This is a genomic window from Mycobacterium genavense ATCC 51234, assembly GCF_000526915.1.
GTDB classification, from domain to species: domain Bacteria; phylum Actinomycetota; class Actinomycetes; order Mycobacteriales; family Mycobacteriaceae; genus Mycobacterium; species Mycobacterium genavense.
The window spans coordinates 73,685-93,107 of the sequence record NZ_JAGZ01000013.1; the positions used below are offsets into that span (position 1 = coordinate 73,685).

16 protein-coding genes, 1 tRNA gene and 4 pseudogenes are annotated in these 19,423 nt (G+C 66.0%); 5 read left to right on the forward strand and 16 right to left on the reverse strand.

Annotation, left to right across the window (positions count from 1 at the left end; all coding sequences use genetic code 11):
* Positions 1 to 70: 70 nt before the first annotated feature.
* Positions 71 to 1,300, reverse strand: coding sequence for a menaquinone reductase (gene menJ, locus T428_RS0121680; protein ID WP_025738122.1), 1,230 nt, complete (start codon positions 1,298 to 1,300; stop codon positions 71 to 73).
* Positions 1,301 to 1,351: 51 nt separating this feature from the next.
* Here menJ and grcC1 point away from each other — a divergent pair, with 51 nt between their 5' ends.
* Both grcC1 and htpX read left to right on the forward strand, forming a co-directional pair.
* On the forward strand, positions 1,352 to 2,359 hold the full coding sequence (grcC1, locus tag T428_RS0121685; RefSeq protein ID WP_036468645.1) for a nonaprenyl/(2E,6E)-farnesyl/geranylgeranyl diphosphat synthase: 1,008 nt from the start codon (positions 1,352 to 1,354) through the stop codon (positions 2,357 to 2,359).
* Between the two features lie 87 nt (positions 2,360 to 2,446).
* A complete protein-coding gene (gene htpX / locus T428_RS0121690) occupies positions 2,447 to 3,307 on the forward strand; it encodes a zinc metalloprotease HtpX (protein ID WP_025738124.1) in 861 nt (286 codons plus the stop codon).
* Between the two features lie 274 nt (positions 3,308 to 3,581).
* Here htpX and T428_RS30110 read toward each other — a convergent pair.
* Positions 3,582 to 4,626 (reverse strand): annotated as a pseudogene (locus T428_RS30110) (NAD(P)H-dependent glycerol-3-phosphate dehydrogenase).
* 384 nt (positions 4,627 to 5,010) lie between these two features.
* Between T428_RS30110 and T428_RS32375 the strand changes: the two are divergent.
* Positions 5,011 to 6,327, forward strand: a complete 1,317-nt coding sequence (locus T428_RS32375; protein ID WP_245605025.1) for a trypsin-like peptidase domain-containing protein — start codon at positions 5,011 to 5,013, stop codon at positions 6,325 to 6,327.
* A gap of 24 nt (positions 6,328 to 6,351) precedes the next feature.
* Here T428_RS32375 and T428_RS0121710 read toward each other — a convergent pair.
* Both T428_RS0121710 and T428_RS0121715 read right to left on the reverse strand, forming a co-directional pair.
* Positions 6,352 to 7,836: pseudogene (locus T428_RS0121710) on the reverse strand (flavin-containing monooxygenase); the annotation flags it as partial.
* A 225-nt stretch (positions 7,837 to 8,061) separates the two neighbouring features.
* Positions 8,062 to 8,553: a YajQ family cyclic di-GMP-binding protein gene (locus T428_RS0121715; RefSeq protein ID WP_025738128.1), complete on the reverse strand. Its 492-nt coding sequence runs from the start codon at positions 8,551 to 8,553 to the stop codon at positions 8,062 to 8,064.
* Positions 8,554 to 8,633: 80 nt separating this feature from the next.
* Between T428_RS0121715 and T428_RS0121720 the strand changes: the two genes are divergently transcribed.
* Positions 8,634 to 8,719, forward strand: a tRNA-Tyr gene (locus tag T428_RS0121720).
* A 4-nt stretch (positions 8,720 to 8,723) separates the two neighbouring features.
* Here T428_RS0121720 and T428_RS30115 read toward each other — a convergent pair.
* The 5 genes from T428_RS30115 to T428_RS0121740 all read right to left on the reverse strand — a co-directional run bounded on the left by T428_RS30115 (position 8,724) and on the right by T428_RS0121740 (position 12,138).
* On the reverse strand, positions 8,724 to 9,617 hold the full coding sequence (locus T428_RS30115) for a zinc-binding dehydrogenase (protein ID WP_051465319.1): 894 nt from the start codon (positions 9,615 to 9,617) through the stop codon (positions 8,724 to 8,726).
* Between the two features lie 156 nt (positions 9,618 to 9,773).
* Positions 9,774 to 10,475 (reverse strand): aldo/keto reductase, encoded by a 702-nt coding sequence (locus T428_RS30120; RefSeq protein WP_211243994.1) that lies wholly within the window; start codon positions 10,473 to 10,475, stop codon positions 9,774 to 9,776.
* A gap of 10 nt (positions 10,476 to 10,485) precedes the next feature.
* A complete protein-coding gene (locus T428_RS33765) occupies positions 10,486 to 10,719 on the reverse strand; it encodes a hypothetical protein (protein WP_211243995.1) in 234 nt (77 codons plus the stop codon).
* 83 nt (positions 10,720 to 10,802) lie between these two features.
* Positions 10,803 to 11,468 (reverse strand): cysteine hydrolase family protein, encoded by a 666-nt coding sequence (locus T428_RS30125; protein WP_051465320.1) that lies wholly within the window; start codon positions 11,466 to 11,468, stop codon positions 10,803 to 10,805.
* A gap of 82 nt (positions 11,469 to 11,550) precedes the next feature.
* The gene (locus T428_RS0121740; RefSeq protein ID WP_025738129.1) at positions 11,551 to 12,138 is read right to left on the reverse strand and encodes a TetR/AcrR family transcriptional regulator; all 588 of its coding nucleotides are present in this window, start codon (positions 12,136 to 12,138) and stop codon (positions 11,551 to 11,553) included.
* A 473-nt stretch (positions 12,139 to 12,611) separates the two neighbouring features.
* On the opposite strand from T428_RS0121740, the gene T428_RS0121745 reads away from it, so the two are divergent.
* Entirely contained in the window at positions 12,612 to 13,472 is an 861-nt protein-coding gene (locus T428_RS0121745; protein ID WP_245605026.1) for an FkbM family methyltransferase, read from the forward strand.
* Between the two features lie 5 nt (positions 13,473 to 13,477).
* Here T428_RS0121745 and T428_RS35015 read toward each other — a convergent pair whose 3' ends face one another.
* The 7 genes and pseudogenes from T428_RS35015 to T428_RS30135 form a co-directional block, all read right to left on the reverse strand.
* Positions 13,478 to 13,726, reverse strand: a complete 249-nt coding sequence (locus T428_RS35015) for a molybdopterin dinucleotide binding domain-containing protein (protein WP_342666363.1) — start codon at positions 13,724 to 13,726, stop codon at positions 13,478 to 13,480.
* The gene (locus T428_RS35020; protein WP_245605027.1) at positions 13,720 to 14,871 is read right to left on the reverse strand and encodes a molybdopterin-dependent oxidoreductase; all 1,152 of its coding nucleotides are present in this window, start codon (positions 14,869 to 14,871) and stop codon (positions 13,720 to 13,722) included. The genes T428_RS35015 and T428_RS35020 overlap by 7 nt, the downstream gene beginning before the upstream one ends.
* Positions 14,765 to 15,262, reverse strand: coding sequence for a molybdopterin-binding domain-containing protein (locus T428_RS35025; RefSeq protein WP_245605028.1), 498 nt, complete (start codon positions 15,260 to 15,262; stop codon positions 14,765 to 14,767). Before T428_RS35025 ends, T428_RS35020 begins: the two co-directional genes overlap by 107 nt.
* Positions 15,263 to 15,359: 97 nt before the next feature.
* Positions 15,360 to 15,470 (reverse strand): annotated as a pseudogene (locus tag T428_RS35030) (hypothetical protein); the annotation flags it as partial.
* A 175-nt stretch (positions 15,471 to 15,645) separates the two neighbouring features.
* The gene (locus T428_RS0121755; protein WP_051465321.1) at positions 15,646 to 16,965 is read right to left on the reverse strand and encodes a hypothetical protein; all 1,320 of its coding nucleotides are present in this window, start codon (positions 16,963 to 16,965) and stop codon (positions 15,646 to 15,648) included.
* 75 nt (positions 16,966 to 17,040) lie between these two features.
* Positions 17,041 to 18,261, reverse strand: a complete 1,221-nt coding sequence (locus tag T428_RS0121765) for a cytochrome P450 (protein ID WP_025738132.1) — start codon at positions 18,259 to 18,261, stop codon at positions 17,041 to 17,043.
* Positions 18,262 to 18,625: 364 nt separating this feature from the next.
* Positions 18,626 to 19,423: pseudogene (locus T428_RS30135) on the reverse strand (SDR family oxidoreductase).

Here is a 19,423-nt window from a genome sequence, read left to right on the forward strand (position 1 = left end):
CAAGCGCGCTGATATATGTCAGCGAAGTTGATATTGAGCGGACGATCGGGCGCCACGCGGAAAAGTTGGTTCAGCTGAACGGTGTTCGACGATCGATGAGCCGGGAAAGCCGCCCGCCGCCGCGCCACGCGCGGGCCACCCAGTCGGCGTCGTCATCGGTGACCAGGTTGGCCATCACCCGCACGGCGATGGTCATCAGCCTGGTCGAGCGCATCGCGACGGGGCCGGTCGCGGGCAGGACCCGCTGGAAGGTCAGCAGCAACGCCAGCCGGCGCGCGACCGAGAAGCCGCGGCCGTAGTGGTCGGACAACAGTGACGGCCACGCCCTCGACACGTCGTTCGAATCCAGCAGCTCGGCGGCCAGCCGCCCGGTCTCCAGCCCGTAGTCGATGCCCTCGCCGTTGAGCGGGTTCACGCAGGCGGCGGCGTCGCCGATCAGCATCCAGTTCGGCCCGGCCACCCCGGAGACCGCGCCGCCCATCGGCAGCAGCGCCGACGAGACCGCCCGCGGCTCGCCGGTAAAACCCCACTCGTCGCGGCGCAGGTCGGTGTAGTAGGAGATCAGTGGCCGCAGCGACAGGTCGGCCGGCCGCTTCGACGTCGACAGCGCTCCGACGCCGATATTCACCTCGCCGTTGCCCAACGGGAAGATCCAGCCATAGCCGGGCAGTACCGCCCCGTCGGGGGAGCGGAGCTCGAGATGCGATGTCAGCCAAGGGTCCTCGCTGCGAGGGGTGGCCAGATACCCGCGCGCCGCGACGCCGTACACCGTCTCCTGGTGCCAGCGTCGGCCCAACTTGCGGCCCAGCGTGGAGCGGGCGCCGTCGGCGACGATCAACCGGCGGCAGCCGACCTCGGTGCCGTCGGCCAATATCAGCGATGTCACTCTCCGTGACGAGTCATGGTGCACACCAACGGCTTTGGTGCCGAGCAGCATGCGGGCCCCGGACTCCTCGGCCACTTTGCGGATCCGGTCGTCCAGCTCCATGCGGGCCACCGCGCTGCCGGTCGACGGGAACGACGGGCCCGGCCAATCCACTTCGACCTCGCCGCCGAACCCGCTCATCCGCAGGCCGCGATGCCGGATGCGGGTGTCCAGCCAGTCGCTAAGGCCGAGGCGCTCGCACTCCGCCACCGCGCGCGGGGTCAACCCGTCGCCGCAGGGCTTGTCGCGCGGAAAGCTGGCCGAGTCCACGACGAGGATGTCGCGGCCGGCGCGAGCGGCCCAGGCGGCCGCCGCCGAACCGGCGGGTCCGGCACCGACGACCACCACGTCGGCTCCGGGGGCCTTTGCGTCCACGCCCACCAGTATGTTGGTCGCGTGAGTACTCCGGCGAACAGGGCTGGTCAGGTGAAGACCCCCGCGACGGTGGTGGCAGGCATCGATTTTGGCGACGCCGAGTTCGCCACCACGGTGCGCGACGGCGTCGCGAAGATCGAGCAGCTCATGGACGTCGAGTTGCGCAGCGCCGACGAGATCATGACCGATTCGCTGACGCATCTGTTCAAGGCCGGCGGCAAGCGGTTCCGGCCGTTGTTCACGGTGCTGGCGGCGCAGCTCGGGCCGAACCCGGATGCGCAGGAGGTGACGATCGCCGGCTCGGTCATCGAGCTGGTGCACCTGGCCACGCTGTACCACGACGACGTGATGGACGAGGCCGAGCTGCGCCGGGGTGCCCAGACCGCCAATGTGCGCTGGAGCAACAACGTCGCGATCCTGGCCGGCGACTACCTGTTCGCGACCGCGTCGCGGCTGGTGTCGAGGCTGGGGCCGGACGCGGTGCGGCTGATCGCCGAGATGTTCGCTCAGCTGGTGACCGGGCAGATGCGCGAGACCCGCGGCGTGGCCGAGGGGACGGATTCGATCGAGCACTACCTGAAGGTGGTGTACGAGAAGACGGCCTGCCTGATCTCCGCGGCCGGCCAGTTCGGTGCGATGTTCTCCGGGGCCGACGACGATCAGGTCGCCCGGCTCAGTCGACTCGGCGGCATCGTGGGCACCGCGTTCCAGATCTCCGACGACATCATCGACATAGACAGCGACTCGCACGAGTCGGGCAAGCTGCCCGGGACCGACATCCGCGAGGGCGTGCACACCCTGCCGATGGTCTTCGCGCTGCGACAACCCGGCCCCGACGGCGATCGCCTGCGCGAGCTGCTGGCCGGTCCGGTCGAGGACGACGCCGCCGTGGCCGAGGCGCTGGGGCTGTTACGGGCATCGCCGGGCATGGCCCAGGCCAAGGAGTTTCTGGCGCAGTACGCCGCCAAGGCCCATCATGAGCTGGGCCTTTTGCCCGATGTTGCCGGCCGTCGCGCGCTGGAGACGTTGGTTGACTACACGATCAGCCGGCACGGTTAGCGGGTTGCGGAACTCGGACGGTCGTCCCGGGCGTTCAATTGACAACAGTCAAGCAATGCATTCACGTCCTTTGGAGGAGGACAACCGATGACCTGGCATCCGCACGCCAACAGGCTGAAGACCTTCCTGCTGTTGGCCGGTATGTCCGCGATGATCGTGTTTGTGGGCTCGCTGTTCGGCCGGACGGCGATGTTTTTGGCGTTGATGTTCGCCATCGGCATGAACGTCTACACCTACTACAACAGCGACAATCTGGCGTTGCGCGCGATGCACGCCCAGCCGGTTTCCGAACTTCAGGCGCCGGTGATCTACCGGATCGTGCGCGAGCTGGCCACTGCCGCACACCAGCCGATGCCCCGGCTGTACATCAGCGACACCAACGCTCCCAACGCTTTCGCCACCGGACGCAACCCGCGCAATGCCGCGGTCTGTTGCACCACCGGCATTCTGGACATCCTCAACGAGCGCGAGTTGCGCGCCGTGCTGGGCCACGAGCTCTCGCATGTCTACAACCGCGACATCCTGATCTCTTGTGTGGCCGGCGCGATGGCGGGCGTCATCACCGCCCTGGGCAACATGGCCATGTGGGCCGGCCTGTTCGGCGGCAACCGCGATGGCGAGAATCCCTTTGCGCTGCTGCTGGTTTCGCTGCTGGGCCCGATCGCGGCCACAGTGGTCAAGCTGGCCGTGTCACGATTGCGGGAGTACCAGGCCGACGAGTCGGGTGCGGTGTTGACCGGCGACCCGCTGGCCTTGGCGTCGGCCCTGCGCAAGATTTCCGGCGGCGTGCAGGCGGCTCCGCTGCCACCCGAGCCGCAACTGGCCAGCCAGGCCCACCTGATGATCGCCAACCCGTTCCGTGCCGGCGAGCGCATCGGCTCGATGTTCTCGACGCACCCGCCGATCGAGGACCGCATCCGCCGCCTGGAAGCAATGGCGCGCGGCTGAGGCGTGCCGCCGGAGCTGTCCGAACCATGCGTGCGTTCTCGTTTGCGGTATCGCATGCGTTATCGCGTTTGAAAACAGTGGGAGTTCGAACAGCCGGTTCCGTCACCCCTGAGCGAACGCAAGTACAGCGGCACATTCGTGGTCAGGACTTCGCGGGCGCTGCCCGCCCGGCCTGGACCGAGGCCATCGAGCAACGCGTTTCGATGAACCAGCTGGCGGTGCAAAAGCTCAGCGGCCGTCAATTGCCCAGCGGCTTAAGCCTTTTCGGGATCGACTAGAATCCGGAGCCGTGCACCTCGTGTCCCGGAACCTCGGCGATCAGTCCGCTGTAGGCCTGCTCGACCGTCGAGTCGTGGTTGATCACGCCGTCGACTTCGCGCGCGATCGGCATGCTCAGCCCGAACTCGTTGGCGAACTCCATGATCACGCTGGCGGCCTTCACGCCCTCGGCGACCTGGTTCATCGACGCGATGATCTCGTCGATGGGTTTGCCCGCGCCGAGTTGTTCGCCGACGTGGCGGTTGCGGCTGCGCTGGCTGGTACAGGTGACGATCAGATCACCCAGGCCGGCCAGCCCGGGAAAGGTGTCCGGGTCGCCGCCCAGTGCCACGCCCAGCTTGGTCATTTCGCGCAATGCCCGCGCGATGACGAGTGCGCGGGTGTTCTCGCCGATGCCCAGCGAGTAGCCCATCCCGACGGCAATGGCGTAGACGTTCTTCAGCGCACCGGCCATCTCCACCGACGACGTCGTCGCTGGTGTACACGCGGAAGCGCCGGGTGCGGAACAACGCCGCCAGCAGGGTCGCCAGATGCTGGTCGGGCATCGCCAACACGGCCGCGGCGGCATAGCCCTCGCCCACCTCGCGCGCGATGTTCGGGCCGGCCAGGATGCCTGCGGGATGGCCCGGCAGCACCTCCTCGATGATCTGCGACATCCGCATATTGGTGCCCTGCTCGAGCCCCTTGACCAACGACACCACTGGCACCCAGGGCCGCAGTTCCTTGCTCAGTTCGGTCCGCACGCCGCGGAACCCGTGCGAGGGCACGCCCATCACGTGCGAGGGCACGCCCATCACCAGAACGTCGGCGCAGTTGGCGGCCTCGGCGAAATCGTTGGTGGCGCGCAAGGTCTCGCTGAGGACCACGTCGTTGCCCAGGTACCGCGTATTGCGGTGATGCTCGTTGATGTCGTTGGCGGTCTCTTGCGAGCGCACCCATTGCAGCGTCGGACCTCGGCGTGCGCAGTTCGACGCCACGGTGGTTCCCCAGGAACCACCGCCAAGGATAACGACTTTGGGTTCGCGCATCTCGGCTGCCATGAAGCTCAGCGTATTGCCGAAACCTCACATTTAGTAGCAGTTCACTCGGAGTGTGCTTAGCCGGGAACGGGATGACGGCTTGCCGACCTACGGCTGTCCCGGGTAAAGTTCAAACCAACGACCTCCGAGCAGGGGACTTCGGTCCCTACCCGATGGCGCCCTCGGCACCGGATCGTCAAGGTCAGCGCTATCGAGGAGGAATCATGTCCCGACGTGCGAGCCGGCCGAGAAATAGGTCTGTCCCTCGCGGCGGCCGAGCGTTCGCGGTGGCGTTGACGGTCGGTGTGGCGGTGTTGGTTGGCGCGCCGGGCGCCGCGGTCGCCGATGGCGGCCAGGCCCCAAGCCAACCCAGAGGAGAGGGCGGCGGCGTTGATACGGCCCGCCGTGGTCTATCTCGCCGCCGAAACATCAGGCCATGTGCGGCTGCCCGACGGACAGCTGCTGTCTGAATTCGGGCCGGGCCTGGATCTTCCCTTCGACGCCACCTGGTCGTGCACCGGTTTCGTGGTCAACCCGGATGGTTGGGTCGCGACCGCGGGCCACTGTGTCGATCCGGAGACCGCGAAAGATGCCATCGCCAAAAGCGCCGCGGGGGCCTATATCGATCAGTTTCCGGAAGCGTCCGCCGGCCAGGACCCCGTCGCAACGGCGGAGTATCTCCGGAAGAATGCGCGGATCGAGAGCAACAGCCCCGATCGGGGTCCCGAGGTCGGCCTCACGGTGCTTTTCGGCACGGGCACAAAGCTCGCCGGCAAGCTGCCCGCCAACGTGGTGGATTTCCGGCCCCTCAGCAGTGGGGACGTCGCTCTGCTGAAGGTGGAAAGGCACAACATGCCGTCATCCGTGCTGGCTGGCGACGGTGATGTCAGCATTGGCCCGCCGGTTCTCGCGGTCGGCTTCCCGGAAGCCACTCAGCGAGTTACCGGTCCCTCGTTGGATCCGACGAACAAGAGCGGCAAGGTGAACAAGAAGGCGACCATCCGGACCATGCCGGAGTATGAGGTCGATGCCGCGATTTCGGAAGGCATGAGCGGCGGCCCGACGATTGCTCTGGACGGCAACGTGATCGGCGTGAACAGTTTCGCCCCCGTCGGCGAACCGCAGCCAGTCAACTTCATCACTCCGGCGGATCGTCTCGCGGTGATGCTGGTCGGCAAGGCCGTGAAGCCGACACTGGGTCCCGCCGACTCGTACTACCGCAAGGGGCTTGGCAGCTACTACTCCGGCCACTACAGCGACGCGATCAAGAACTTCGACCAGGCGGCGGCGTTGTCGCCGGACTATCCCGGACTGGCCGAGCTGAAGACGAGCGCTGCCAATTTGCGGCAGCAGTACGGTGACGTCTCGGTGTTCCATGACTCAAATCTGTTGTGGTACATCGTAAGTGGTGGCCTGATGGTGCTCGTCGTCGGCGGTTGGGTGGCGTTCATGGTGCTCAAGAATCGCCGGCAGCGTGTCGCTGCAGCTGAAATCTCCGGACCGCCGGGGGCATCTGGCCTGCCGGAGCCCGTCGGCGGTGTTGCCGCCGAACCTGCTGGCGCGGTGATCGAGCCGCACTATTGTGCCAATTGCGGTGCGGAGCACCACCCCGCGGAAAAGTTCTGTCCCAACTGCGGCAAGCACATAGCGCTTCTGGGACGCTCGGGGGAATCGGGTCAAAATGTCGTGACGCTCAAGCCCTTGAGCGAGGACTCGGCCTAACCCGCCACCGGCCGCCCGGTCGGGCACCCGACCGAACTCCATCGCCTCCTCGATCCGGTCGAACCGGTAGTCGAGGGCGTCGGCGAGGTAGTTCTGCCGCACGTTCCACGGCCGCTTGGTGCCCGACTTAGGTAGCTGATGCGCCGAGCGTTTCACGTATCCGGCGTTGATGTCCCACGATGGCTTCTCGCGCATCGGCCGGTCGCCCAGGTGCGGGAAGGCGTGGGTGTAGCCGTGAGAAGCCATGTGCGCCATCAGTTTCGCGGTGGCACGCGCCGTGATGTCGGCCCGCAGTGTCCACGACGCGTTGGTATATCCCACGCACCAGAACAGGTTGGGCACGTCTTCGAGCATGTGCGCTTTGTAGACGAAACGCTCACGGTGATCGACCTTTTCGCCGTCCAGGCTGATCGTGGCTCCGCCGAGGGCCTGCAGCTGCAGGCCGGTGGCGGTGACCACGATGTCGGCGTCGAGGTGCGCACCGGACTTCAGCGCGATACCGGTGGCGTCGAAATGGTCGATCTGATCGGTCACCACGTCGACGCGGCCCGCGGAGATCGACTTGTACAAGTCGGCGTCGGGGATCATGCACATCCGCTGGTCCCACGGGTTGTAGCGCGGTTTGAAGTGGACGTCGACCTCGTACCCGTCGGGCAGGTTGTCGATCGCCTGGCGCCGCAGCAGCGACTTGATCAAGCCGGGCAACTTGCGGGACAAGAAGAAGAACACGGCCTCGGTCAAGGCGGTGTACGTCCGGATGGCCAAATGAGAAGCCTTGCGGGGCAACAGGGCACGAATGGCGTCGTCGATTGTTCGGTACTTGGACGCCGAGACCAGATACGTCGGCGAGCGCTGCAGCATCGTCACCTTCGCGGCCTGGTCCGCCAACGAGGGGAGCAAGGTCACCGCGGTGGCGCCGCTGCCGATCACCACGATCTTCTTTCCGGCGTAGTCGAGGTCTTCTGGCCAGTGCTGGGGATGGACGACGGTGCCGCCGAACCGCTCGACGTCGGGGAACTCCGGGGTGTAGCCCTCGTCGTAGTTGTAGTAACCGGAGGCGAAGAACACGAACCGACTGCGGTACGTCGTGGTGCAGTCGCCCTGGTCGACGGTGAGCGTCCGGGTGTCGGTGGACGAGTCCCAGTCCGCGGATCGGACATAGCTGCCGAATTGAATGTGGCGATCGATGCCGTACTTGTGCGCGGTGGCCGCCAGGTACTCGCGGATGTGCTCACCGTCGGCGACGCCTTCTTTGCGGGTCCAGGGCTCGAAGGGATACGACAGCGTGAAGATGCTGCTGTCCGAGCGCACCCCGGGATACCCGAACAGGTCCCAGGTGCCGCCGACCTGCTCGCGGCGCTCCAGGATCGCGTACGTCATTTGCGGGTTGCGCTCGGCGATCCGGTAGGCCGCGCCGATGCCGGAGATCCCGGCACCGATGATGACGACGTCGAAGTAGCCGGCCTCGGCCGGCGGCCGGCCGGTGGCTTCCTGGGGAGTCACGGTCATCGTGAACCTCGCTTGCGGTGTGGGACTCGTCACTTCCTTAGGCACCCACCGGTTGGTGGGGCCAGCAGGCCTCACCAGCGCGTGTTACGCGGCCCCGGCTCGGCGTCCCGCGAACCGCCCCGGCAACCGCGAGCGTAAGCGCAGTGCGAAAAATCCAAGTGCGAGAAGTCGCGGTGTGCCTACGCTCGCGAGCTGCCGGTGCCCCGGCCCGGCGCGAGCCAGAAGTTAGCGGTAGTTGACGAACTGCAGCGTCACGTCCAGGTCGGCGCCGCGCAGCAGCGCCTGCACCGCCTGCAAGTCGTCGCGCTTCTTGCTGCTCACCCGGATCTCGTCGCCCTGGATCTGGGTCTTGACGCCCTTGGGCCCTTCGTCGCGGATCAGCTTGGTGATCTTCTTGGCGTTCTCGCTGTCGATGCCCTGCTTGAGGGTGCCGGTGACCTTGAAGGTCTTGCCGGAGGCCTGCGGTTCGCCGGCGTCGAAGGCCTTCATCGAGATGTCGCGACGGATCAGCTTTTCCTTGAACACGTCGATGGCGGCCTTGATGCGCTCCTCGGTGGAGGAGGTCAGCTCGACGGCGTCGTCGCCCTTCCATGCGATCGTGGTGTCGGTGCCGCGGAAGTCGAAGCGGGTGGCCAACTCCTTGGCGGCCTGGTTAAGCGCGTTGTCGACCTCTTGCCGATCGAACTTGCTGACGATGTCGAACGATGAGTCCGCCATGCGAACGCCCTTCCGTGTTGGTTCCGGGTTGCTCCTAGCCGTTTGTGAAATGTCTACCCGCTCGTTGTACCCTGCTAGGCGGCAGGTTGCCCGAGTGGCCAATGGGAGCGGACTGTAAATCCGTCGGCTTACGCCTACACTGGTTCGAATCCAGTACCTGCCACCACAGTTCAGCGGCTATTTTCAGTTGCTGGCAACGGGTTTGGTGCCGTCGATTTCGGCGACGATCTTACCCAGGACTTTCGTCCACCCAACCGCGTGAGCGCGTCGGGGATGTCGTCGAACGACACCCTTTCGCCGACGGTGGGCTGGATAGCGCCGCTGCCGACGAATTCCGAGAGGCCGCGCAGGATCCCTTCCAGATGCGCCCGGCTGTAGCCGGCCGCGAGCACACCGACCAGCGTGGTATTCGTCATGACCATCATGGCCACGTCGGGGGTTGGCCAGCTGCCACTGGCGAAACCGACGGCCAGGTGCCGGCCGTCGCGAGCCAGGGCGCCCATGGCCGCGGTGCCCTGCGCGCCGCCGACCGGGTCGAAGATGACGTCGACGCCGGCCCAGTCGGTCGCCTCGCGCAGCGCGTGCGCCAGTGGTGTTTCGTCAGCGGCGGTTTCGCCGTTGGCGACGACGACGTGAACGGCGCCCAGCGACCGGCAGAATTCGACCCGCTTCTGGTCGCTGACGACGGCAAGCACCTGCGCGCGCAGCGCCTTGCCGAGTTGGACCGCCGCGATCCCGCTGCCGCCCGCGGCGCCGAGCACCGCCAGGCGTTGTCCCGCCGTGAGCCCGCCGCGATCGACGAAGCCGATCCACGCCGTCATGTTGGGGATCCAGAAGCCCGCCGCGGCGTCGTCGGCCATGGCGACAGGCGCCGGGAAGACGTTGCCGGCGTGCGCAAGTGCTTCGGTGGCGAACGATCCGTTGCCGCTGACGAAGTCACTGACGCCCAGCACGCGGGTGCCGATCGCGATGTCGACGCCGGGTCCGACCGCGGTGACGGTGCCGACCAACTCCTGCCCCGGCGTGAAGGGCAGCGGGGCGTCAGCGGATAGGTGCCGCGACACATCAGCACATCGGGCAGCCCGAGGCCCGCCGCCGCGACGCGGATCCGCACTTGCTCGGCGTCCGGATCCGGCGGATCGCGATCCACCTGGCGTAAGACCTCGGCGGGCTCACCCGGTGCGTGAACCTGCCAAGCCTTCATGAACTGGCACGGTACATCAGCGGTCCGTCGGAACCTCCGTAAAGCCCGGCACCCAGGTATCTGCAACGGAATTGAATCGGATCCGCGTCCGCAGGTGCTCGTTGATCTCCTCGATCGCGGCCGACGGCAGCGCCGTGACGTCGAAGTTCTCCCGGATGCGGGACGGAGTAACCGATCCCGTCAGCACCGCGCTGCCGCGCTGAATTCCCCACGCCAGCAACACTTGCGCTGGAGTCTTGCCGTAACGCTCGGCGACCGTAATGATCAACGGGTCGTCGAGCAGGCGCGGCTCGAGGGCGTGCCCCAGCGACGCGAAGGCCAACAGCACGATGCCGTGGGTCTTGCACAGGTTGTACAGCTCCCATTGCGGATGGTAGGGATGCGCCTCGACCTCGACGACCGCCGGCTTGATTCGCGCCGTCTCGACGACCCGCAGGGTGCCTTCGACGTCGATGTCGGACAGCCCTATTGCTCGGGAAAGTCCTTCGTCGACAACGCTTTCCATCGCTGACCAAGTCTCTTGCAGCGTTACCCCGTGATCGTAGATCACGGCTCCGTGCGCGTCGCGGGGATCCTGGTCGTCGCCCGGCTGGAACGCGTATGGCGTGTGCACCAGATACAGGTCGACCGCGTCGAGACCCAATCGGTCCAGGCTGGCTTGTAGCGCCGGCCTGACCCGTTCGGGTCGATGGTTGTTGTTCCACAGCTTGGTCGTCACGAACAGGTCCTCACGGCGTACCGTTCCCGCGGCGAACAGCTCCTTGAGCGCCGCCGCCGACCTCGGCTTCGTTGCGGTACCGTTCGGCGGCGTCGAGGTGCCGGAAACCCACTTCGACGGCTGTCTTGACCGTCTCGCGAGTTTTGCTGTTGTCGGACAGCGATGTTCCGAATCCCAGCACCGGGATCTTTCTGCCGTTGTTGAGGGTGGAGGTGTGCTGATGCAACTTCTGCATCGTCTCCATGGTGTTTCGCCTTTCCGTCATGCCCGTGAAATGTGCTTTGTGCCAACAGGGTTCTTCAGCTCGAAGACCGCCCGGGCGGTCGTCTATATCGCGCTGGCGAGGAATCGGAAGTTCACCAGGGCGGCCAGATAACCGTCGCCTTCGGGCAGGCGCGGGCCGGCGGTGGCGTCCTTGACCACGACCACTTCGAAGCCCTGCTCGATCAGTTCGCGCAGGTGGCCTTCGACGCAGAGATTGGTGGCCATCCCGGCCAGGACGACCTTGATGCCGCGCTTGCGCAACTGCAGCACGAGGTCATTGGACTCGGGGCCGACGATCTTGTGCGGCGCCGCGATCACGGTCTGACCGTCGTGAATGTGGTGCTGGTATTCCGGCAGGAAATCCGCTCCGGAGCCCGCGAACCCGTCGGTCGTGTACGCGCCCCGGCGTTCGAACATGCCGACGCCCGCCCTGAACTGTTCGAGCGGATCACCGAAGCGCCACTGGCTGTCGGTCGGATAGAAGTGATGCGGTGATATCGCGACGGTGATGCCGGCCAGCTTCGCGGCGTCGAGCAGTTCGCCGATGTGCGCGACGGTGTTGTTGTCGCGGATGCTGTCGCCGAACACCGACCACGAAACTCCTTGGGGGCTAAGGAAATCGATCTGTGGATCGGTGATGACGAGTGCTGCGTGCAAATGGTCGAGCACGAAGTTGGAGCTCGGCAGCACGGGGTTCTGGGGTTCGGCATACATGGTCAGATCGGTCATCTGTGGTCCTTCCGCTCGGTACCCGATAATAGATGACCAGTCGTCTATAATCAAGAGCGGCCGGTTGCAGGACGGGACGAGATCAGCCCAGCAGCGCCGGCATGGTGATCGTTTCGAAACGCTCATACGGGGCGCGGCTGCGGGTCACCTTCCCGCGCAGCGCCGCACCCTCCCACGATTCGATGAGCAGGGAGGCGAGTTCGCCCGCATCGAAGTCCGCGCGGATGTCGCCGCCACTCTGGCCGGAGCGCACGCACGCCGTCAGGGCCGTATCCCAGTGCCCAAGAATGCGGGCCAGTTCGGCGCGTACCGGTTCGCTACACCCGGCAAGCTCGAGCGACAGGTTGCCGACCAGGCAACCGAGCAAAAACTCACCCGATTCGTGATCGTCGGCGAGCGCATGGAAGAACCGTGCGATGCGACGCCGTGCCGGTCCGCCCCTGTCCAGCAGGGGCAGCAGTCTCGTTGCGATGTCGGACCAGTAATGGTCCAGGATCGCGGCGGCGAACGCCTCTTTGCTGGGAAAGTAGGCGTAGAAGGAGCCTTTCGGAACGCCGGCCGCATCGGTGATGTCCTTGACCCCACTGGCGGCAAAGCCGCGCGCGTGCACGAGTTCGAGCCCCGCCTCCAGCAGGCGGCGGCGCACGTCGGGGTTCGGTGGCCGTGGCATGTCGGCAATTATAGCCGACCGGTCACCTATCTTTGAGAGACGCTCGGGGTGGCCGGACTAACTGCGCGCACCGGGCCCGGTAACCACCAGACCCGTGCAACCACTGCGGCAGCGCATCCGGTAGATGATTCGTCCGACCGTGTTCCCTCGCGAGGAATACTGATACCAGACCAGCGCGTCGGCCTGTCCGTGGCAGTTGCGGCATTGTTCGGTTTCACGTTTGTACATTGGCGTCCTCCATCCAGCGGAGCGGGGGGAATCGTCCAACGGTGGGCGACTTAAATCTGAAGTTACAGCAGCGTCATTGCCGCAATGCTCCACCGCGCCAAGAGTTTTACAACCGTATACGCTAGGCGACGCGATCGCAGCTCAATCGAAACATGTTTGATACATAGCGCGGCGAAAGGCCGCTGGGGAACTCGGCGCTCGTCTCGTCCTGGACGCCGGCTGGCAAATGCCGAATACTTGACTTCGTGGTTGCGGCCGAGGTTCCCGATGGCATCAGCGATTTCTGGAAACTCGTTGTCCCACAGCGCGTTACCGAAGTCATCGACGTTGGTGTAAATCCGATAGATACCGCGCCGCCGTACACGCCGATGCTTGCCGCGGTACTGTGCCGTGTGACGGGCTTCGAGCCGCAGGCCGATGCGCTGCGCACGCTGCAGGAGCGCAAGGGTCAGCACGAACGCTATCTGCCGTACGCCGTGGGCGACGGAAACACCCACACGCTCAACGTCTGTCGCGGATCCGGGATGACGAGCCTGCTGGAACTGGACCCGGCGGCGCTGGACGTGTTCGAGTATCTCAAGCTGCCGGGGCAAGTGGTCGAACGCGTACCCGTGCGAGCGCACAGGCTCGACGACATCTCCGAGATCGAGCACATCGACTTCCTGAAGATCGACGTCCAAGGTGGCGAACTCGCGGTATTTCGAAGCGGGACAGTTAAACTCGCCGAAGCGGTCGTGATCCAAACCGAGATCCCGTTTGTAACGCTGTACCAGGATCAACCGACGCTCGGCGATATCGACTCCGAGCTCCGCGGCCAGGGGTTCATCCCGCATGGCTTCCCCGAGCTCAAGCTCTGGCCGATTTCGCCGTGCGTGGATCCGCGCCGGCCCATCAACCAGCTGCTGGAGGCCGACATGGTGTACGTGCGCGACTTCGTCCACGCGGAGCGGATGAGCCACGAGCAACTCAAGCACCTGGCGCTGATCGCGCACTATTGCTATCGGTCGTTCGACCTGGCGCTGCGCTGTGTGCTGCTGCTGGAGCGCCGGAAGGCGGTGCCGGCCGGGACCCGGCAGCGCTATCTGGGTCTGTTGGCGGCCGGTTGATTGCGTCAGGCCGGGTGCAGGCTGACGGCGATGCCGGAATAGCGGACCATGCCGGTCACGACGTCGATGTCGTCCTTGTTGGTCAGGCGATTGACGTTGGCCTGGTGGTGCCCATGCGGGATCGACACCGCTCCGGGCCGCATCGCCGCGTCGACCTTCACGATGCCGGTCAGTTCTCCGCTGGCGCTGCGCACCGTCACCCGCCCGCCGCTGATGACGCCCGCGGCGGCGCCGTCCTCGGGGCTGATCAGGATGTGGGTTCCTCGCCGAGAAAGTCCAACTGCCCGTTCAGTGTTCGGCGTTGCCGACGTGGCACCAGCACCAGTGGTGGGGGTGGTTGCAGAGCGGCGAGCTGCTCGACGAGTAGCGGCGGCGCCAGCCGCCAGCCACCCAGCCGTCCGATGTGGTCGTCGACCCAGGCCGCCGGTAGCTCACGGGGCACTTCCGCCCAGCCGGTGGCGGCCACTTCGTCGTATTTGGCCCGGGCCCCGGCCAACAGGACGGCCAGCACGTCGTCGTCGGTGCTGCTGTCGGGGTCGCTGAGACTGCCCAGGTCGTAGCCGAGTCGCTTGCCCAGTTCGGCAAACACCCACCACATCGAGCGCTCACCGACCGGGTCGACGACCGCGGAACTGTATTGCACCGACACGTGCGAGCTGAGGATGTCGTGAATGGTGATGTCGGGGCGTTCCAGGGGATCCTTGGTCGGCAGCACGTGGGTGGCGAGCTCGGTGGTCTCGTTGTTGATGATCTCGGTGGTGGCGAAGACCTCGAGGTTTTGCAGCGCGGGGATCAGTTCGCCGGTTTCGGGAAACGAGGTGACCAGGCTGCCGCCGACGTTGATCAGCGCGCGGATGTGGCCGGCCGCGATCTCGTCGGGCAGCACCGCGCACGGCCATTCGTTGATGAACGCCCGGGCCTCCGGGCGGCTGCGCGGACCGGGCCCGAAGCTTCCCTCGATCGGCGTGATCGGCAGGAATTCGCCGAAAGTTTCCATCTGATAGGCGAATCCGGGATGAAACCAGGTGCCGCCGGGCCGGTTCATCGCGCCGGTCAGGATCATCAGTACCCACGCCAGCCACTGGGTGACGTTGCCCCGCTCGGCCGTCATCGTGACGCCGGTGCCGGTTTCCACCGCGGCGGCCCGCACCGCGGCACCCAGCCGCGCCAACTCCGTCGCCGGAACGTCGGCATAGGACGCGGCGTACTCGAGGGTGAACGGCTCGACGGCGGCGGTCAGCTCCTCGACACCCTGGACGGGCACATCGGTTTTCCGGCCGTCGCGCAGGATCTCACGAACCAGATAGGCCAACACGGCGTGGTCGGTGCTCGGTCGCGCCGCCAGATGGCCGGTGGCCAGCCGCGCGGTTTCGGTGCGCCGCGGGTCGATCACCCACACTTGCCCGCGCCTGGCGATCTCTCGTACCGTGCCGGTCGGGTTGGGCATCGAGATCGCATGGCCATGGGAGACCACCGGGTTGGACGCCGACGAGCAGCAGGAAATCGCAGCGGTCCAAATCGGTGCGGCCGGACAGTCCCATGAATCCGCCGACCAGATCGGAGATCAGCGGCTTGGCGGTGCCGTCGATGGTCAGCGGGCTGAACTTGGCCGGCGTGCCGATCGCGGCGTGTAAGGCCTCGGCCATCCGGAAGCCGGCGCTTTCCATCGTGCTGAAGTAGAAGCCGACCGATTCCGGGCCGTGCCGGTCGATGAGGTCCTTCAGCTTTGCGCCCAGGTCGTCGAGACAGCTGTCCCAGGTGGTGTCCTGCAGCCGGCCGTCGATCCTCATCCGCGGCCGTTCCAGCCGGTCTGGATGGGTGGTGCAGCTGCGGCAGCGCCCGGCCCTTCGGGCAGCAGTAACCCTGTGAAAACGGGTGGTCCTGGTCGCCGCGAACGCGGAGCACCTCGTCACCGTCGACGTCGACCAGGATGCCGCATACCGACGTGCAGATGCGGCAAAAACTGCGCACGGTTTTCATATATCGATAACGTACCATCGTGCCCGGAGAAGCACTATCACCTTTTCGATAATGGCGTTTCCCTAGCACGTGTGCGTTCCCGGCTTCGAATGTGCGTCGGTGGTGAGCCCGCGCGGCGTGTCGCCACCGCGGGCGCACACGCAATGCCGGGGACGCACAGGTCACGCGCCCCGAACGCACGCGATGCGCAGCGCTAGAACCAGGGGCCCGGGTAGTGGCCGTCCTGGTCTTGCACCATGACGATTTCCTTGCACTCGCCGCCGGCGGTGGTCTCACCGCGGCAGACCAGCGTCCAACCCGATATCCGCTCGAAGGGCCGGATGGACCAATTCGTCGCGACCGGATCGGGAGCGGGCAACGCGAGCACCGAGTATGTTCCGCCGATGTTCGTGATGTAGAGGTGGTCGTTGAAGAACGCCCTCTTGGCGATCGGCATGTTCTTGGCCTCGTCACGATTCTTCAGCAGGTCCCAGTGCTGGGTGCGCAGGTTCCACACTCCGAAGCCGAACTGCGAGTCGGCCGAGTCCCGGCCGTCGACGAAGAGCTTCCCGTCCGACAACGTCGCGGCCAGCCCACCGCCGGAGATCCGGTCGGAGTCGCCGACCTTGATGACGGACTTGGAGTTCAGGTCGAAGAACATGGTCGACACGGCGGTGGGGGAGTCGCGGCGGGTGATCTTCACCAATTTGTCTGGCCCGTCCGATAATTCGGCGTCGACGCTCACTACCTCGTCGTCCTGGTAGATCGCCTCGCCCGACGGGCGGCGCAGCTCCGCGCCAGAGTTATTGCCCGGCTGCGTGTTTCGATGAAACGACAGGACATCCGGCCAAACTCGGCCGGGTTGCGGGTCGTTCCACGCCATCGACAGGTCGGCGCCGGACAGCAGGACGGTATGCGGCGGTGACGCGCTCGCATGGCCGTCGGTGAAGGCGTTGAGCCAGGCGGCGCCGGATGTCGTTGCACCAAGCCGCCATTGCGTTGGCTCGGTCAATCTCAGGTCAGGAGTCGGCGGCTGCAGTTCCTTCGTCGCCGTCGACTTGCCCGTCTTGAAGTCGAACGCGTAGCCGGTGGTCTTGGTGGGCGCTTGCCCGGGTTTGACGGTCGTCACGACGTAGACGACCTTCATGTCGTTGGGCGAGCTCGACAGCGCGCACATGGCTCCGGTGACGGTCTCGCCGGCGGGGATCGCCGGCAGCGACGGCGCCACGTACTGTCCGGATTTCGGATCGAAGATTTTGGGGTGAATGTCGTCCAGCGCGGTTTTGCCGACGGCGAATTCCTCGGGACAACCGAAATAGGCGGTGCCGCCGTAGCTTTTCCAGTCCTTCTCCAGCGGGCCGGTGATCGGCGGCGGTGGCGGAGCCGAACTGGTGGTGGACGTCGACGTCGTGGTCGTCGGCGTTGCGGCGGGTGGCGCTACGGCTTCCGAGCAGGAGGCAAGGAGCAGGCAGATCACCGACCCGACCAGGGCAAGCCGCCGTCCGGGCACGATCAGGCCCGCGAACCCGCGCATCGACAAACCCCCGTTAACTTCGTGTAACCCACCGAGCGTAGAGCGGGTGCCCTGGGACCGCGACTCGTGGGTGTCCTAGCGTCGTACGCCGAACTCGATGGGCACGCTCGTCGGCCCGCTCAGGCTCACCATCGGCTTCCACGGGACCGGGCCGACGATGCGCGGGTCGATCATCCGTTGGCACAGCACCGTCAGCGCTTCGGCCAGCTCGCGACGGGCCAGGTTGGCGCCCAGGCAGTAGTGCACGCCGCCGAAGGTGAGGATCGGCGGGGCTCCCTCGCGGGTGATGTCGACGCGGTGCGGGTCGGCGTACACATCGGGATCGCGGTTGGCCGCAGCGGTATTCACCAACACCATGGTGCCGGCGGGGAAGAGGTAGCCGTCGAGTTCGGCATCCTCGACCACCAGGCGCAGCGTTCCGCACGCAATCGGCGAGTGGCGCATGGTTTCCTCGACCGCGCGCATGGCCAGTTTGGGATTCTGCCGCAGCAATTGCCACTGCTCGGGGTGCTCGCAGAGGACCTGCACCGAGGCACCGACCTGGTTGCGGGTGGTATCCGTCCCCGCCAACAACAAACCTCCCGCGAGCATGCGCAGTTCGGCGGCGTTGAGCCGGTCGCCGTCGTCCTCGGCACGGATGAGGTCGGACAGCAGGTCGTCGGTCAAACAGTGCCGGCGCCGCGCGACCATGTCGTCGACATGGTCGTCGAGTTCGGCCCACGCGCGCATCACGCCGGGTTCGAGTTCGCGAATGTCGACGTTGAAGCTGAACGCCTTGAATATTTCGTCGGCCCACAGCGAAAACCGTTGCCAATCCTCGCGCGGTGCCCCAAGCAGCGCGCAGATGATCGGCACAGGGTAGGGGCGGGCGAGGTCGGTGACCACGTCGCAGCGCGCCGCGCCGGCGACCTGGTCGACGAGCTCGTTCATCAGGCCGGCCATCGTGTCATGCAGACGCAGCGTCGCTTTGGGGGTGAACGCCTTCGACGTCAGGCTGCGCAGCCGATGGTGTGCGTCGCCTTCCAGGCACAGCAAGCTGTTGACCACCTTGTCCCACAACGGACCCGAGGTGATGCCCTGCACGAGCAGGTTGATGCCGGGCGGGATCTGGAACCGGGTGTCGCGAAGGACGGTGCGCACCAGGCGGTAGGACAGCACCTCGGGGCCGAACGGGCCGATCGCGATGGGGCTCTGCCGTTGCACGGCTTCGATGCGCGGGTAGACCTCCGCGGCGTCGTAAGTCAGCGCGGGCAGGTCGGCGTCGAAAACACTTGCGGGAGCGGTACCGACGGCCATGGCGGTCTCCTTAGCCCGGAATCCGCGGAGCATACAGCCCACGCGGACAACTTCCGGATAATGTATGGCCACGGGCTGCCAGTGTCAACGACATTTGGGACGGATGCTTCATGCGCCGATGTGGCGCCGGGTCGACCATTGCGTCATGGTTGTCGGCAATTTCGGGCCCAAAGCCGCCGCGGCGGTGGTCGGATCTGCGCGGCTACGACCGGCCGATCGAGGCGTACGCCCTCAACGTCCGTAGTCGACCTGCCAGTGTTTGATGCCGTTGATGAACGGCGAGCGCAACCGCTGGGGTTGTCCCGCGGAGACCAGATGCTAGCGCTCAGACGCCGCTGGGCATACACATCCGACGAAATGTCGGCTATTTGCCGTGCGGGTCGCTGGCGTTGAGCGCCGCGATCACCTTGGCCTGGTCGCCGCGGGCCTCGCCGTAGCGCAAGAACTTCACCCGCTCCACCTGGATCTCGTTGGCGTCGGGTTCGTCTTCCAGCAGCCCGCATGACCTCGTCGAGATAGTCGTCCAGCGGCATCGCGGCGGCGTTTTCGCGTTGCCCGGGCATCAATTCGGTTTGCACGGACGGCGGCACCAGTTCTTTGACCGTCACCGTGGAGTCGGCCAACTGCAGCCGCAGCGATTCGCTGAGCATGTGAATGGCGGCCTTGGAGGCGTTGTAGCTGGGGGTTACCCGCAGCGGCGCGAAGGCCAGGCCCGACGGGCCGTGACGATCGTTGCTGCCGGCTGCTTCTGCAGGTGTTCGACAAACGCCGCGATGAGACGAATGGGGCCAAGCACATTGGTGGTGATCGTCGCCTCGGCGGTCTCGAGGAAGGTGTCGGGGTGATGCCAATCCTCGATCTTCATGATGCCGGCCATCGTGACGATGACGTTGAGGTCGGGGTGCCGTGCCAGCACCTCGGCGGCGGCGGTGCGCACGCTGGCCGCGTCGGCGGTGTCGATCCGCACCGTGTCGAGGCCGGCATGCGCGGCGGCGATCTGCTCGAGCAACTCGGCCCGGCGGCCCCCGACGATGACGGTGTTGCCCTTGGCTTGCAGCCGCAAGGCCGGGCCTAATCCGATCCCACTCGTCGAGCCCGGAATGAAGATGGTGTTGCCGGAGATTTCATGCGCGCCTTTCCTGGGGTAGCTGGAGCTTGCCAA

What these genes read in the sequence shown, in the direction of transcription:
- T428_RS30125 (WP_051465320.1), bottom strand. Translation starts at nt 11,468, where the DNA reads ATGACCGATCTGACCATGTATGCCGAACCCCAGAACCCCGTGCTGCCG.
- T428_RS0121765 (WP_025738132.1), bottom strand. Translation starts at nt 18,261, where the DNA reads ATGGCCGTCGGTACCGCTCCCGCAAGTGTTTTCGACGCCGACCTGCCC.
- htpX (WP_025738124.1), top strand. Translation starts at nt 2,447, where the DNA reads ATGACCTGGCATCCGCACGCCAACAGGCTGAAGACCTTCCTGCTGTTG.
- T428_RS33765 (WP_211243995.1), bottom strand. Translation starts at nt 10,719, where the DNA reads ATGGAGACGATGCAGAAGTTGCATCAGCACACCTCCACCCTCAACAAC.
- T428_RS35025 (WP_245605028.1), bottom strand. Translation starts at nt 15,262, where the DNA reads ATGAGGATCGACGGCCGGCTGCAGGACACCACCTGGGACAGCTGTCTC.
- T428_RS0121740 (WP_025738129.1), bottom strand. Translation starts at nt 12,138, where the DNA reads ATGCCACGGCCACCGAACCCCGACGTGCGCCGCCGCCTGCTGGAGGCG.
- T428_RS0121715 (WP_025738128.1), bottom strand. Translation starts at nt 8,553, where the DNA reads ATGGCGGACTCATCGTTCGACATCGTCAGCAAGTTCGATCGGCAAGAG.
- T428_RS0121755 (WP_051465321.1), bottom strand. Translation starts at nt 16,965, where the DNA reads ATGCGCGGGTTCGCGGGCCTGATCGTGCCCGGACGGCGGCTTGCCCTG.